This window comes from Hymenobacter jeollabukensis (genome assembly GCF_005771675.1).
Taxonomy (GTDB): Bacteria; Bacteroidota; Bacteroidia; order Cytophagales; family Hymenobacteraceae; genus Solirubrum; species Solirubrum jeollabukense.
Genome location: NZ_VAJM01000004.1, coordinates 335,510 through 350,969, shown reverse-complemented (window position 1 = coordinate 350,969; position 15,460 = coordinate 335,510). Strand labels below are relative to the sequence as shown.

Here is a 15,460-nt window from a genome sequence, read left to right as displayed (position 1 = left end):
CCCCTAGCTGAAGAGGCCGTATTTGATGATGCAGTAAATGGCGCGGAATCCGTCGCGCCACCCGATTTTCTTGCCTTCGGCGTAAGTGCGGCCGTAGTAGCTGATGCCCACCTCGTACACCCGCACGTCGGGGAAGCGGGCCATCTTAGCCGTCACCTCCGGCTCGAAGCCGAAGCGCTTTTCCTCCAGCTGCAGGCCCTGAATGATGTCGCGCCGGAACAGCTTGTAGCAGGTTTCCATGTCGGTCAGGTTCAGGTTGGTGAACATGTTGGAGGCCATGGTCAGCCACTTGTTGCCGATGCTGTGCCAGAAGAACAGGATACGGTGGGGCCGCCCGCCCATGAAGCGCGAGCCGTACACCACGTCGGCCACGCCGCGCAGCACGGGGCGCAGCAGCACGTTGTATTCCTCCGGGTCGTACTCCAGGTCGGCGTCCTGAATGATGACGTAGTCGCCGGTGGCGTGGCGGATGCCCGTGTGCAGGGCGGCGCCTTTGCCTTGGTTGACCGGATGAGCCAGGTACTGAATCGGCAGGTCGGGGTTGGCGGCCATGTAGCGCTGCACCGCGGCCTCCGTGTCGTCCTTGGAGCAGTCATTCACGATGATGACTTCCTTTTCCAGGTTGCCGTCCAGCCGCACGGCTTTCACCTGATCCAGGATCAGGTGAATGGTACGGCCTTCGTTGTACGCCGGAACGACAATGCTGAGCTTGCGCGGCGGAAATTGTACCGGAGCGGCCATGAGGTCGGCGGTAGGGAGTAAGTGAGCGGAGGACAAACTACAGCGCCGTCTGGGCGTGCAGCGGGGTTTTGACGGGCATCATGTGGCGCTTCCACCAGTGCTGGAACACGATGAGGGCCCAGATGCGGGCGTGCACGTCGCCGGGGTTGCGCGAAAACAGCTGCTGCTTGAGCGCCCGCACGGCATCGACGGAGAAGATACCCTGCGCTTCCACGAAGCCGTCGGAGAGCAGGTCGTCCTCGATGAGCGGTCGCAGCTCGTTGCGGAACCACTTCAGCAGCGGCACCTCGAAGCCGTGCTTGGGGCGCTTGTACAGCTCCTCGGGCAGCATGGGCCGGAAGGCGTCCTGCACGATGCGCTTCTTGATTTGCCCGTTGACTTTGCTTTCGACGGGCAGCGAGAAGGCGAAGTTCACCACGTTGTAGTCCAGGAACGGGCTGCGCACCTCCAGGGAGTTGGCCATGCTCATCAGGTCCACCTTGGCGTTCATGTCGTAGGGCAGTACCAGGTGCATGTCCGTGAGCAGCACCTCGTTCAGGTCGCCATCGGCGTGGATGTCGTCCAAGATGTCCTTGCGGCGCTTGTCGGCCAGCTTCTTGTTCACCTTGCGGCGGGCATCGGGGCTGAGCAGGTTGCGGGCGTCCTTCTCGTTGACGAAGGTGGCCCAGTCCCAGTACCGGTCTTTCGGCCCGGCCAGCATCCCGCGCGAGAAGCGCTGAAACTGCCGCACCTTGTTGCCAAAGAAGGAGTTGCGCGACTTCGGCAGCGCGTCCCACAGCAGGTTCAGGCCGGTCACGGCTTCGGCTTTCCAGTCGGGGTGGCGCACCTGCCACTCGCCCATGTGCTTGTTGTAGCCCGCGAACATCTCGTCGGCCCCGTCGCCCGAAAGGGCCACGGTGACTTTCTCGCGGGTACGCTTGCTGAGGATGTACACGGCCAGGGCCGAGGAGTCAGCAAACGGCTCGTCGAGGTAGTCGAGCACGTCGAAGAGGTGCTCGTAGATGTCGTTGTTGGTCAGCGAGAAGACCGTGTGCTCGGTCTTGTGCATCTTGGCCACCAGGTTGGCGTACTTCGTCTCGTCGAAGAAGGGCTCGTCCTTGAAGCCGATGCTGAACGTGTTCAGGTGCGGGGTGTGCTTGGCGGCCAGCGCCGTCACCACCGAGGAGTCGATGCCCCCGCTCAGGAAGGAGCCCAGTGGCACGTCGGCCACGAGGCGGCGCGCCACGGAGGCGTCCATCAACTCCACCAGCTTGGCCTGCTGCTGCTCGTAGGTCAGCCGGTTTTTGGCAACTTTCTTCGGGTCGTACGGAATCTTGTACCAGCGCTTGCGCACCACCTTGCCATCGGCCTTAATGAAAAGGTAATGGCCGGGCAGCAATTTCTTCACGCCCTTGAAGATGGTGGCCGGGCCGGGAATGTAGTTCAGCTGCAGGTAATGACTGAGCGCGGCGTAGTCGAGCTTGCGCGGCACGCCCAGGGCCAGCAGCGACTTCATCTCCGAGGCAAACATCAGCTTGTCCTCGTCGCGGTACACCAGCAGGGGCTTCACGCCCATCCGGTCCCGCGCGATGAACAGCGTATTTTCCTCCTTGTCGAAGATGGCCAGGCCGAAAAAGCCGTTGAGCTTTTTCAGAAAGCCGCGGCCTTCGGTGATGTAGAGCTTCAGAATGACCTCCGTGTCGGTGTGCGACTTAAAGGTGTAGCCCTTCTTCTGCAGCTTGGCGCGCAGCTCGCGGAAGTTGAAGATTTCCCCGTTGAAGACGATGGTGTAGCGCCCCGACTCGTCGGTCATCGGCTGGTTGCCGTCGGCCGAGAGGTCGAGGATGGCGAGGCGGCGGAAGCCCAGCCCGCACTGGTCGTACACGAAGTGCCCCTGCGAGTCCGGCCCGCGGCTCACAATGGCGTCGGTGGACGCTTGCAGCCCCGCCAGCGAGGAACGTCCTTGATCAGAAAAGGCGAAGAGTCCGGTGATTCCACACATAATTGGTGGGCAAAGGTACGAAGGTTGAGGACTTGCGGCCGACAAAATAGCACCGCGGCGGCCAAGCCGGCCCGCGCAACCAAAGCCCGCCCGCGGCAGTAGAGTTCCTATCGGCGCCGTCGATACGGTCAATCCTCTTTTTCTACTAACCCCTACCCTTCCGATGAGCCTGCAAGACCAGCTTAACCTGCAAGAACAATTTGAAGCGGCCGTATCGCGCGTCGACGGCCTGCCCGGCGACACGGCTGCGGCCCACATGAACGACCTCTACGGCCTCTACAAACAGGCTACCCAAGGCGACCATGACACCCAGCGCCCCGACGAAATCGGCGACGACGAGCCCGACAACCCCGACGGCCCGCAGGGTATGTCGCAGGCGCAGTGGGACTCGTGGAGCAAATTCAAGGGCGTGACCCAGGACGATGCCAAGCGCCAGTATATCAGCAAAGTCGGGGAACTGGCCGGCCCGTTGGACGAAGCGGCGACGGTGATTACCGGCAACGGCCAGCCCGCCACGGCCTCGCAGGTGAATTCCGAAGCCCCAGGTACGGCCAAAGCGGCTTCCGGCCCCGTCGCGGGCGAGTCGATGGGTGGCCTGCGCGGCGACATTAACGCCGGCGCCCCCTACGGCGGCGAGGACAAGCTGAAGACCGAGCAATAAGGACCACGGATTCGACGGATTTTTGGCTACGCCGACCTTCGGTTCGGATTACGCGGATTTCGTGGACGATTACGGAGCCGAAGCCCGAGTGCTTCCGTTCTTTTCGTTATAGCCCGACTGTGACGAGAATAAGCCCAAAAGCAACCAGCCCGACCTTGCGGTCGGGCTGGTTTGGCAAGTAGACAATCGTCCACAAAATCCGTGTAATCCGAACAATCCGTCGAATCCGTGGTCTAGAAAATCTTGCCCGGGTTCAGAATGCCGTGCGGGTCGAACACCTGCTTGATGCCGCGCATCAGGTTCAGGTTGGCTTCCTTCAGCGCGATGCCGATGTAGCCTTTCTGCACCAGCCCGATGCCGTGCTCCCCGCTGATGGTGCCGCCGAGCTTGACGCACAGCTCGAAGATTTCGGTAATCGGCTGGCGCAAGCCCACGTTCCACTGCTCGTCGGTCAGCTCGCCGCGGATGATGTTCACGTGCAGGTTCCCGTCGCCAGCGTGGCCGTAGCACACGCTCTTGAAGCCGTAGCGCACCCCGATTTCCTTCACCCCCTTGAGTAGGGTGGGTAGCTCGGCGCGGGGCACCACGGTGTCTTCCTCCTTATATACGGAGTTGTAGCGCACCGAATTGCCAATGTTGCGGCGAATCTTCCACAGCTCGTCTTTCTGGGTGGCGTTGTCGGCCAGCAGGATTTCGCCCACGTCGTAGCTTTCCAGCACGGCGTACACCTGCTCGGCTTCCTTGTAGAGCTGGTCCAGGTCGTTGCCATCCAGCTCGATGAGCAGGTGGGCGCGGATGTCCTCGGGCAGCGTGAGCGGAATCTTCAGGTAGTCCGACGACCAGGCAATGGCCTCGCGCTCCATGAATTCCATGCCCGAGGGAATGATGCCGGCCCGGAACACGGCCGCCACGGCCTCGGCGGCCTGGGCTTCCTGCCGGAAGGGCACCAGCATCAGGATGTTCTGCTGCGGATAGGGCAAAAGGCGGAACACCACTTTGGTGATGATGCCCAGCGTGCCCTCCGAGCCCACCATCAGCTGGGTGAGGTTGTAGCCGGTGGAGTTTTTCAGGGTGTTGGCGGCCGTCCAGATGATGTCGCCGTTGGGCAGCACCACCTCCAGGTTCAGCACGTAGTCTTTGGTAGTGCCGTATTTCACAGCTTTGGGGCCGCCGCTGCTGTGGGCCAGGTTGCCGCCCAATGAGCAGCTGCCCTTGCTGGCCGGGTCGGGCGGGTAGAACAGCCCGACTTCCTTCACCGCATTCTGAAACGTCTCGTTGACGACGCCCGGCTCCACCGTGGCCTGCAGGTTGCGCTCATCGATCTGCAGAATCTTGTTGAGCCGCTCGGTACTTAGCACCACGCCGTGGTGAATGGGCAGCGCGCCGCCGCTCAGGCCCGTACCCGCCCCCCGGGGCGTGACGGGCAGCCGGTGCTCGTGGCATAGCCGCATAATACCGCTGATCTGCTCAGCGTTAGCGGGGCGCAGCACCACGTCGGGCCGAAACACGAAGTCCTCGGTGTGGTCCTGCCCGTAGCGGGCGTATTCGTCGTCGTCGAGGCGGCCGGGCGTGAGCACGTGCTCGGGGCCGATAAGGGCCTCAAAAGCAGCCACCAGGGCCTCGGTGAGCTGCCCGAAGTGGGTTTCTTCCAGTAAATGACTCATTCACGTATCTTTGTAGCCGATGCGGAAAACGTTCCCAAAGGTACGGCATTCACTGTGGCCCACCCGCTGGTTGGCGCCCTCCCTGTTTGCCGGGTTGCTCCTGCTGGCCAGCTGCGGCGGCACCAAAAAGCTGAACTACCGCAACGGGCGCTACTATTCTGCCTCCGAAATAGCCCGCATGAAGGCCGCCGAGCGGCGCGGCGCGGGGTCGAGCAAGACCAAAGTGAAAACCAAAACGGCCGGCATGAGCCCCGGCGGCCGCAAAATCGTGGCCAAAGGCCCCAAGCGGGCCAGCAGCCCGGCCACGGCCAACCGGCAGATTGCCAGCGTCATCGAGGAAGCCCGCTCGTACCAGGGCACCCCCTACCGATTCGGCGGCACCACGCGCCTGGGCATGGACTGCTCGGGGCTGCTGAGCGTGTCGTTCGGGGCCGTCGGCATTCAGATTCCAAGGTCGTCGAACGAGCAGGCAGCCTGGGGCGACCCGGTACGGCCGCAGGATCTGCAAACCGGGGATTTGGTATTTTTCGGGGCTTCACCTGGCAGCACCAGCATTACCCACGTGGGTCTGGTCACCGACGTAAGTTCCGAGGGCGTGCAGTTTATCCACTCCTCCACCTCGCTGGGCGTGGTAGAAAACGCTTTGGAAAGTGATTATTACTTAAGCCGATTTATTAAGGCAGTGCGGCCGAAGTTGTGAAATCCCCTCGTAGCTTTGCGGTGTTTTTGGTCGGAAGCATCCCCCCTATCTGGTGGATTAACTTCTCTCCTGAAATGTAATAATTCTGTAACACCGACTTGCCGCCCCGAAGCCGTAATTTTGCCGCGTTTTTGCCGCTTACTCCTTCCCCTCCGCCGTGCTCCTGAAGATGTTGCTGGCTGAATGCTGAGCACCGCCGGAACTGTCCTCCTTTCTGAGGACTCGCCCCCTACAATTGCCTTTGTTGCCTGGCCTGCTGGCTTTGCCCGGGCAGCTGCTTTCCTGGAACGAATAAAATAGCTTGCTCACCGTTTCTCACACTCACTCATGAAACACAAGTTTATTCACCATCTCCTCGCCCCGACGCTGCTGGTAGCTGCCGCCACGCCGGGTTGGAGCCAAGGCGTGTCTACGTCAGCAATGAGCGGTATCATTACCGACAAAACTGGTCAAGGCCTGCCGGGTGCTACGGTTATTGCGGTGCATACGCCTACTGGTACGCAGTACGTAGCGCCTACCAACGCCGAAGGGCGTTACAACCTGCAGGCTATGCGTGTAGGCGGTCCGTACACGGTTCGGGTAACGTTTGTGGGCTACCAGGAAACCACTCGCGAAGGGGTGTTCCTGAACCTGGGGCAGAACCTGCGCCTGGACATCAACCTCAGCGAACAGACGCAGACGCTGGCAACAGTGGAGGTTTCGGGCCGCCGCGATGCGCTCATCAACTCCGACCGCACCGGCTCGGTAACTAACATTCAGCGTGAGCAGATTGAGCGTCTGCCCACCATCAACCGTAGCCTGAACGACTTCACCCGCCTGACGCCCCAGTCGAGCGGTACTGCCATCGGCGGCGGCAACCTGCGCCAGAACTACTTCTCGGTCGACGGTTCGGACTTCAACAACAACTTCGGTATCGGCAGCAACCTGCCCGCCAACGGTTCGCCTATCTCGCTGGACGCAATCGAGCAGATTTCGGTTAGCGTAACGCCTTACGACGTGCGTCAATCGGGCTTTATTGGTAGCTCCATCAACGCTGTTACGCGTGCGGGTACCAACAACTTCAGCGGTTCGGTCTACACCTTTTACCGGAACAATGATCTGACCGGCACCAAGGTTGCTGGCGAGAAGCTGAATCTTTCGGACACCAAGTTCAACCAGTACGGCTTCCGTCTGGGCGGCCCGATCATCAAGAATAAGCTGTTCTTCTTCGTCAACGCCGAGACGGAAAAGAGCACCGCGCAGGGCCAGACCCGCGTGGCCTCGACGGACGCGCTGCCCTACGGCACGGCCGGGGCTACCAACGTTACCCGCCCCACCGCGACCCAGCTCGACGATATTCGCAGCTACCTGCAGAACAACCTGGGCTACGACCCGGGACCTTACCAGGGCTACAACTTCGACAGCGACCGTACCAAGCTGCTGGGCCGCATCGACTGGAACATCAGCCAGAACCACCGCTTCAACGTGCGCTACAGCCAGACGACTGGCAAAACGCCGAGCTTCATGAGCGGCTCGACCACGCCCTTCACGGCTTTCCCGACGGGTGCTGGTCGTACGGATTTGAATGCCCTGGCCTTCAAAAACTCGAACTACTACACCGACGCGAACTTCTACTCCCTGGCGGCCGAACTGAACTCGACGTTCGGTTCCAACATGGGTAACACGTTCCGCGCGACTTACACCAAGCAGGACGACTCGCGCAGCTCGGACAGCGACATCTTCCCGTTTGTGGACATCCTGCAGGCGGACGGCAGCGCCGCCCCCACGCCGCTCACCTCCTTCGGGTACGAGCCGTTTACGCTCGGCAACGTGCGCGACGTGAAAAGCTACTCGCTGCGCGACGACTTCACTTGGCTGCTGGGCAAGCACAACATCACCGTTGGGGGCCAGATGGACTTCAGCACCACCCGCAACGGCTTCCAGCGCTACGCCACCAGCTACTACCGCTTCAACTCGTGGCAGGATTTCGTGAATGCGAACAGCACGGACCCGCAGGTACGCAACAACGCGCTGCCCACCGAGTTCGGCTTCACGTATTCGCTGTCGCCGGGCTTCGAGCAGGCCTTCCCCAGCTTTAAGTTCAGCCAGTACTCGCTGTACGGCCAGGATGAATACGCCGTTAACTCCAACCTGCGCGTAACCCTGGGCCTGCGCGCCGACCTGACGACCTACCCCGGTTCGCTGCCGGAGCACCCCATCGTCAACTCGCTGACCTTCGCCAACGGCGAAAAGATTAACGTCGGCCATCTGCCCGACCCGAAGATCCTCTGGTCGCCACGCGTTGGTTTCAACTACGACGTGCTGGGTAACAGCACGCTGCAAGTACGTGGTGGTACGGGTATCTTCTCGGGCCGCGTACCGTTCGTGTACATTGTAAGCCAGGCCAGCGACGCGGGCCTGCTGCAGACGACGCAGCAATTCCAGACCCCGGCGGCCATCCGCACCATCAACGGAGTATCCTACCAGGGCTTCCAGAAAGACCCGGGTTTCTATCGCCCGGCTACCCCGCCCGCTGCTGGCACCAGCCTGCCTTCGCAGCTCACCGCGCTGGACAAGGACTTCAAATTCCCGCAGACCTGGAAAAGCAGCCTGGGTGTTGACGTGAAACTGCCCCTGGGCATCATTGGCTCGGTGGAAGGCATCTACAGCCGCGACCTGAACACGACGGTTTTCCGCAACGCCAACCTCGTGAATCCGCAGCCGCTCAACGTGGCCGGCTACCCGGATAACCGCCTGATCTACCCGAACGCCATCTACGACAAGTTCGTTAATCCGCAGGCCAACAGCCAGCCGATTCCGAACGGCGTAGTAAACACCCGCGCCACGGCATTCAACACTATCGTACTGGATAATGCCAAGAAGGGTTACTACTGGTCGGTAACGACCAAGCTGGAAAAGCAGTTCAGCAACGGCCTGAGCGCTTCGGCGGCTTACGTGCGTAGCGAAGCCAAGAACCGCTTCGATGGCAGTGGCGACCAGCCTCTGTCGGCCTGGCAGCTCACGGCAACGGTTGACGGGCCGAACACGGCCCCGCTCAGCTACGCCAGCTACGTCGTACCCGACCGCGTGATTGGTTCGCTGTCATACCGGAAAGAGTACCTGGGCCATCTGGGTACCACGGTGTCAGTGTTCTATGAAGGCAGCCAGCAGGGCCGCTTCTCGTACACCTACTCGGCTGATATCAACCGCGACGGCTCCAACGCTGACCTGATCTACATTCCGAACAACCCGTCGGAAATCACCTTCGTGCAGCGCACCATTGCGGCTAGCGGCGGCAACCCGGCCCGTACGGTATCGGCACAGGAGCAGAGCGACGCCTTCTTCGCCTTCATCGAGCAGGACAAATACCTGCGCAAGCACCGCGGTGAGTACGCTCAGCGTAACGGCGCTCTGCTGCCCTGGCGCAACCAGATTGACGTACGTTTGCTGCAGGACCTGTTTGTTAACATCGGGGACAAGCGCAATTCGCTGCAGCTGAGCTTCGACGTGTTCAACGTTGGCAACCTGCTCAACAAAGACTGGGGCCTGGTGCAGCAAACCAACGCCGCCTCGATTCTGGTACCCACGAACGTATCGAGCCTGACCCCGGGTGGCACGACGAAGCCGACCTTCCAGCTGCAGCTGGATCGGGGCAACCTCGCTACCAGCACCTATCGTAACACCCTGTCGACGGCCTCGACCTACTACATGCAGCTTGGCCTGCGCTACATCTTCAACTAAGCCAAGAGCTTAGCGCTTAAAAAGTGGGCTGGCGTTTCGTCAGCCCACTTTTTTTTGCTTTTTTTCGCAATTTTTTTTCGTTCAGCTCTTGCACAATCAAAAACGCGCTGTACTTTTGCATCACCAAACGCAACCGGCGAATGGCTCTAAGAAAACGGGGGATTAGCTCAGCTGGCTAGAGCGCTTGCATGGCATGCAAGAGGTCATCGGTTCGACTCCGATATTCTCCACTCCTGTTTTCAAATGCCCCAAGAAGCCCGACCCACCAGGTCGGGTTTTTTGTTGCTACCTACTTGATTCAGGTTTGGTAGCAGTTGGTGCTTCAACTGTTATGAAAAAGCCCCTGCTACCTGGCAGGGGCTTTTTTGTTGGACGAATGAATGATGGACCGCTGATCAACGCTCGGCGCTAGACAAACAGGCCGTCGACGGAGAGGTACCGCTCGCCGGTGTCGTAGCAGAAAGTGAGCACCCGGCCGCCCTGGGGCACTTCGGCCAGCTTCTTGGCCACGGCCGCCAGCGAGGCCCCCGACGATACGCCGAGGAAGATGCCTTCCTCCTTGGCGGCGCGGCGGGCATAGTCGAATGCTTCGGCCTGGCTGACCTGAATGACGCCGTCGAGCACGGCCTGGTGCAGGTTGGTGGGGATGAAGCCGGCGCCGATGCCCTGGATGGGATGCGGACCGGGCGCGCCGCCGCTGATGACGGGCGAGAGTTCGGGCTCCACGGCGAAGACTTTCAGGTTCGGCTGTTGCGGCTTGAGCACCTCGGCCACGCCGGTGATGTGGCCGCCGGTGCCCACGCCGGTAATCAGGAAGTCGAAGCCCTCGGGCGCGTCCTGCTGGATTTCACGGGCGGTGGTTTCGGCGTGCACGCGGATGTTGGCCGGGTTGTCGAACTGCATGGGCATCCAGGCGCCGGGCGTGTTCTGCACCAGCTCGTGGGCCTTTTCGATGGCGCCCTTCATACCTTTCTCGCGCGGGGTCAGCTCCAGGTTGGCGCCGTAGGCGGCCATCAGCCGCCGCCGCTCGATGGACATGGACTCGGGCATGACCAGGGTGAGCTTGTAGCCCTTCACGGCGGCCACCATGGCCAGGCCCACGCCGGTGTTGCCGGAGGTCGGCTCCACGATAAGGCTGTCGGGAGTCAGCAGGCCGTCCTTTTCGGCCTGCTCGATCATCGAGAGGGCAATGCGGTCCTTGATGCTGCCCCCGGGGTTGGCGCGCTCCAGCTTCACCCACACCTCCACGTCGGGGCGGGTGTCCTGAAACAGGCGGTTGATGCGAACGAGCGGCGTGTTGCCGATGGTGTCGAGAATGGTGTTGGCTTTCATGTAAAAGGTGAACTGGTGAGGTGGTGAAATGGCGAGTTTGATGATCATGAGGCGCGAACTGCGCATAATGCGCAAGTGGAACGACACTCACTATTTCACCATCTCACCAACTCACTAAATGGAAAACGTGAGGTCGGCCGAGGGGTCTTCGACGCGGGTGACGTGGATCTGGGCGCGGTGGTACACGCGGGAGTGCGAGGGCACGCTCTCGGTGAGCCACACGTTGCCGCCGATGAGGCTGTGGCGCCCTACCACGGTGCTGCCGCCCAAGATAGTGGCCCCGGCGTAGATGACCACGTGGTCTTCGATGGTGGGGTGGCGCTTCTGGTGGGCCAGCTCCTTGGCCACGCTCAGCGCCCCCAGCGTGACGCCCTGGAACAGGCGCACATGGTCGCCGAGCACGGCCGTTTCGCCGATGACGATGCCCGTGCCGTGGTCGATGCTGCAGCTGCGGCCGATGCGGGCCCCGGGGTGAATGTCGATGCCGGTGCGCTGGTGGGCGTATTCGCTGAGCAGGCGCGGCAGCAGCGGCACCCGGCGCTGGTAGAGGGCGTGGGCGAAGCGGTGCAGGCCGAGGGCGTAGAAGCCGGGGTAGGTGCAGATGACTTCGGCCAGGTCCTGAGCGGCGGGGTCGGCGGCCAGGATGGCGCGGGCGTCGAGCAGCAGCAGCTCGTGGAGCAGCGGCAGGCGGTCGAACAGGTCGGCAGCCAGGGCGGCGGGCGGCACCGGCAGGCCCGATACGGTGGTCAGCAAACCTTCGAGCTGCTGCTGCCGGGCGTGCAGACGGGCGGCCACGGCGGCGGGCTCGGGCAGGCGCTGGCCGGTACGCTCGGGGAAGAGCAGGTCGAGCAGGTCTTCGGCCAGCTGGCAGAGCGCGGGCCCGGGCAGGGGCGGCGGGGCCGTGCGGTGGGCATCGGCCAGGGAGCGAAAAAACGCGTCGGTCATGGCGGGCGGCAGTGGGCGGGGCGCCCGGTGAGCGGAATTCAACCGGCAGCGGGGCCGAAATGTTGGCCCGGGCGGGGCACAACCGCCGCGGGGCCGGCTGCGTTAGGGCAAGGTACGTCCGCAGCATTCACCTCCCCAAACACCCATCCCATGCCCGACACGACCATCACCAAAGTAGACTCGCGCTTTTCGCCGCACGGCCCGGAAGGCCAGAAATACCTCGCCTCGGGCACTCACGTGGCCATGCGCCTCTGGGAAAACGAGCAGCCCGGTGAGCAGAAAGAAGCTGTCAGCCGCCCTTACGAAACGGTGGGCTTCGTCATCAGCGGCCGGGCCGAGCTGCATCTGGAAGGCCAGATGGTGCTGCTGGAGCCCGGCAACTCCTGGGTGGTGCCCAAGGGCGCCAGCCACCGCTACCGGGTGCTGGAGCCGTTTACGGCCGTAGAGGCCACCACGCCCCCGGCCCACGCCCACCACCGCGACGAATAAGGCGTCCGGGAATTCCCATTGAGAAGCTGCCCGTCGAAAAAACAGGCAGCTTTTTCTTTGTTTATTAAAATCTGTAACTATATTAATATCAACTTATTAGAAATAAATTTTCGAAGCATGGCCGCGCAAAAACGCCCTTTGCGGGACGCAGGGGCTACATCGGCGCGCCGGCCGCGGCGGCGGTCCGTTCCGGCACCAACCCGGAAATAGGCAGTTACGTTTTGGGAGGGCAAAACCTGACTCTTTCCCGCTATGAAACCAATCATACTTGCCTTGGGAACGGCGCTGCTGGCGGGCCTGACATCGACCAGCACCGTAGCCCAAACTTCGCTTTACGTCAACGACGCGGCCACCACCGGCGACGTATATACCTCGGCCCCCGGCAGCGACGCCACCGGCACCGGCTCGGCAGCGGCGCCTTTTGCCACCGTCAACCGGGCCGTGGCGGCAGCCACCGCCGGGGCCACCATCTTTGTCGACGCGGGGCGCTACCAGCAGCTCGTCATCATCGACAAACCGGTGAGCCTGCAGGGCGCGGGTGACTCGCTCAGCAGCCCGGCCAGCGCCACCATTTTCAGCGACGGGCCGCGCACGGCCGACAACGTGTACGACGTGGTGCCGGCCATTTCGGTGGCGGCCAGCGGCACCACGGCCCAACCCATCCGCATCAGCCGCCTGAGTTTACGCCGCTACGACTACGGCATCTACGGCAACCTGACCGGCAGCCAGATCAGCAACGTGGTGTTTGAGGACCTGGACGTGTTCAAGTGCTACCGCCAGGGCATCGAGCTGGGCGGCAACGTGAGCAACCTGACCTTCCGGCGGGTAAGCATTCGGTTTACGCGCATTCAGAGCGCGACGGCCGGGGGCGGGGCGCCTTCCGTTAGCGGCAATATCTACGGCCGGGGCCTGTTCTTCAACGGCGCCGACGCTGGCGCCGACAAGAACAACCTGCTCATCGAAAACTCGGCCTTCGAGCAGAACCGCCGCGCCGGCATCGACGTGAACGAGCGCGCCACCTCCGGCCTGATCGTGCGCGGCTGCCGCTTCTACGGCAACCTGGGCCCGGCTCTGGCCTTGCTGAAAGTGGCCGGGCAGCGCGACGCGGGCGGCAACTACACCAGCATCGGGGCCCTGATCGAAGACAACGTCATCCAGGACAACGCCGACAACGGGCTGGAGCTGAAGTCGTGCACGGGCACCGGGCTGGCCAGCGGCCCGGGCAGCTTCGTGGTGCGGCGCAACCGCATTACACGGGGTTTGGCGCAGCCCACCAACCTAGTGGCGGATAACGCGGCCATTGCCGTGGTGGACCGGGACCGGCTGATTGCCGGACGCCCCAGCTACAACGACGATCTGACCACCAGCGGCCTTTGGATTGAAAGCAACACCATTCGCGGCTACCGCTCCACGGCGTTTGCGCTGCTGAACCGCAACGGCTTCGGCATCGTGCTGGAGGGCAGCAACCACCAGGTGCGCCACAACGTGGTGACGCGCTGCCAGCTGGGCATTCAGGTGCAGGACCGCCCCGCCACTACTTCCGAGCAGGCCACGCCCTACTTCGACATTCCGCGCAACCAGCTGCTGGTATCGAGCGGGGTGATGGTGCAGGAAAACCTGGTGGATACCTGCGACGTGGTCAGCATCCGGGCCATCAACCTCACCAACCCGGCCAACGCGGCCCTAAACTGGCTGGGCAGCAACGTCATCAGCGACATCCGCGGGGCCAGCGGCACCGGGGGGCTGGTGCGCACGCTCACCGGCAGCTTCACCGAAGTATCGTCGCTGGCGCCGACGGGCCGACTGCAGTTCAGCCCCTTCCTCAACAGCAAGACCGACGTATCCGCCGAAGCGGGCTTTCAGCCGGACCTGAGCTACCTGCGCGTGGCCGCCAACGTGCCCGACGCCCTGCCTGCCGGCAACATGCAGGAGGCCGCCGTGGCTATTCTTGATGGCGGCACCATCGAGGCCGAGGGCGGTACTTACAACGAATCGGTGACGGTGACCAAGAACATTACCTTGCTGCAAACCAACGCCGCCCTAACCCTGCGCGACCTGACGCTGAACGGCAGCGGCAAGGCCCTCACGCTGGGCGCCCCGCTCACGCTCAGCGGCAGCCTCACGCTCACGGCCGGCTTCATCAACAGCTCGGCCGCAAACCTGCTCACCCTGGCCGATGGCAGCAGCAGCACCGAGGGCAACGCCGGCAGCTACGTGCAAGGGCCGGTGAGCAAGGTGGGCAGCACGGCCTTTGTGTTTCCGCTGGGCAAGAGCGGCGTATGGGCCCGCCTGGGTATTTCGGCGCCCACGGCCAGCAGCACCTTCACGGCCGAGTACTTCGCGCAGGCTTACAGCTCCCAAGCGGCCGACCCGAGCCTGACCAACATCAGCCGGGTGGAATACTGGAACCTGGAGCGCCCCGCCGGCAGCGGCGCGGTGGCCGTACGCCTGTACTGGGAAAACGGCAGCCGCAGCGGCATCAACTCCCTGCCTGAGCTGCGCGTGGCCCGCTTCGACGGCAGCCAGTGGCAGAACGAGGGCAACGGCGGCACCACGGGCAGCGCCGCCGCGGGCTCCGTAGCCTCGGCCGGGCCGGTTAGCGGCTTCGGGCCGTTCACATTCGGCTCCATCTCGCCCATCAACCCGCTGCCGGTGGAGCTGACCTCGTTCCGGGCGGAAGCCGCCGGCGAAGGCCGCGCCCGCCTGTACTGGACCACGGCGCAGGAGAAAGACAACCGCGGCTTCGACGTGGAGCGCGCCCTCAACGGCCGCGAGTGGCAGCGGGTAGGCTTCGTGGCCGGGCACGGCACCACCACCAGCGCCCAGCAGTACAGCTTCCTCGACGCCTCGGGCCTGAGCGATGTGGTGTACTACCGCCTGCGCCAGGTCGACTTCGACGGCCAAGCGAAATATTCATCGGTGGTGGCCGTGCAGCTGACCGGCGGCAAGGGCCAGTTGGCCCTGTACCCCAACCCGGCGCGCAACGAGCTGACCATTCAGCTGCCCGCTACCAGCGCCACGCAGGCCACGGTGCAGGTGCTCGACGCCGTGGGCCGCACGGTGTGGACGACCACGGCGCCCGTGGTGGGCCAGCGCCTGGAGCTGCAGCTGGCTGGCCACGTGAAGCCCGGCCTGTACGTGGTGCGCGTGAGCGGCCGAGGCCTGCCGAACAGCGCCCGGCAGCTGCGGGTGGAATAGCCGCCGGACTCTCCAACAACGCCTAACGG

The 15,460-nt window shown here is 63.0% G+C and carries 10 protein-coding genes and 1 tRNA gene; 6 read left to right on the top strand and 5 right to left on the bottom strand.

Translation table 11 applies throughout. From position 1 onward, the window contains the following. Positions 1 to 3: 3 nt before the first annotated feature. Positions 4 to 741: a glycosyltransferase family 2 protein gene (locus FDY95_RS11520; protein WP_138077902.1), complete on the bottom strand. Its 738-nt coding sequence runs from the start codon at positions 739 to 741 to the stop codon at positions 4 to 6. A 37-nt stretch (positions 742 to 778) separates the two neighbouring features. Next, the gene (gene asnB, locus FDY95_RS11515) at positions 779 to 2,722 is read right to left on the bottom strand and encodes an asparagine synthase (glutamine-hydrolyzing) (RefSeq protein ID WP_138077900.1); all 1,944 of its coding nucleotides are present in this window, start codon (positions 2,720 to 2,722) and stop codon (positions 779 to 781) included. Positions 2,723 to 2,885: 163 nt separating this feature from the next. Here asnB and FDY95_RS11510 point away from each other — a divergent pair, with 163 nt between their 5' ends. Further along, positions 2,886 to 3,383, top strand: coding sequence for an acyl-CoA-binding protein (locus FDY95_RS11510; protein ID WP_138077898.1), 498 nt, complete (start codon positions 2,886 to 2,888; stop codon positions 3,381 to 3,383). A gap of 233 nt (positions 3,384 to 3,616) precedes the next feature. Here FDY95_RS11510 and FDY95_RS11505 read toward each other — a convergent pair whose 3' ends face one another. Next, a complete protein-coding gene (locus FDY95_RS11505) occupies positions 3,617 to 5,047 on the bottom strand; it encodes an FAD-binding oxidoreductase (RefSeq protein WP_138077896.1) in 1,431 nt (476 codons plus the stop codon). A gap of 94 nt (positions 5,048 to 5,141) precedes the next feature. Here FDY95_RS11505 and FDY95_RS11500 point away from each other — a divergent pair, with 94 nt between their 5' ends. The 3 genes from FDY95_RS11500 to FDY95_RS11490 all read left to right on the top strand — a co-directional run bounded on the left by FDY95_RS11500 (position 5,142) and on the right by FDY95_RS11490 (position 9,697). Then, a complete protein-coding gene (locus FDY95_RS11500; RefSeq protein ID WP_246074001.1) occupies positions 5,142 to 5,747 on the top strand; it encodes a C40 family peptidase in 606 nt (201 codons plus the stop codon). Between the two features lie 327 nt (positions 5,748 to 6,074). Then, the gene (locus tag FDY95_RS11495; RefSeq protein ID WP_138077894.1) at positions 6,075 to 9,467 is read left to right on the top strand and encodes a TonB-dependent receptor; all 3,393 of its coding nucleotides are present in this window, start codon (positions 6,075 to 6,077) and stop codon (positions 9,465 to 9,467) included. A 156-nt stretch (positions 9,468 to 9,623) separates the two neighbouring features. Beyond that, positions 9,624 to 9,697, top strand: a tRNA-Ala gene (locus tag FDY95_RS11490). 178 nt (positions 9,698 to 9,875) lie between these two features. On the opposite strand, the gene cysK is transcribed toward FDY95_RS11490, so the two are convergent. Beyond that, positions 9,876 to 10,799, bottom strand: a complete 924-nt coding sequence (cysK, locus tag FDY95_RS11485; RefSeq protein WP_138077892.1) for a cysteine synthase A — start codon at positions 10,797 to 10,799, stop codon at positions 9,876 to 9,878. A 114-nt stretch (positions 10,800 to 10,913) separates the two neighbouring features. Then, on the bottom strand, positions 10,914 to 11,744 hold the full coding sequence (gene epsC, locus FDY95_RS11480; protein ID WP_138077890.1) for a serine O-acetyltransferase EpsC: 831 nt from the start codon (positions 11,742 to 11,744) through the stop codon (positions 10,914 to 10,916). Between the two features lie 150 nt (positions 11,745 to 11,894). Here epsC and FDY95_RS11475 point away from each other — a divergent pair, with 150 nt between their 5' ends. After that, positions 11,895 to 12,233 carry a cupin domain-containing protein gene (locus FDY95_RS11475; RefSeq protein WP_138077888.1) on the top strand — a complete coding sequence of 113 codons (339 nt, stop codon included), beginning with the start codon at positions 11,895 to 11,897 and terminating at the stop codon, positions 12,231 to 12,233. Positions 12,234 to 12,485: 252 nt separating this feature from the next. Next, complete coding sequence (locus FDY95_RS11470; protein ID WP_138077886.1) at positions 12,486 to 15,431, top strand: right-handed parallel beta-helix repeat-containing protein; 2,946 nt, start codon at positions 12,486 to 12,488, stop codon at positions 15,429 to 15,431. Positions 15,432 to 15,460: the final 29 nt, after the last annotated feature.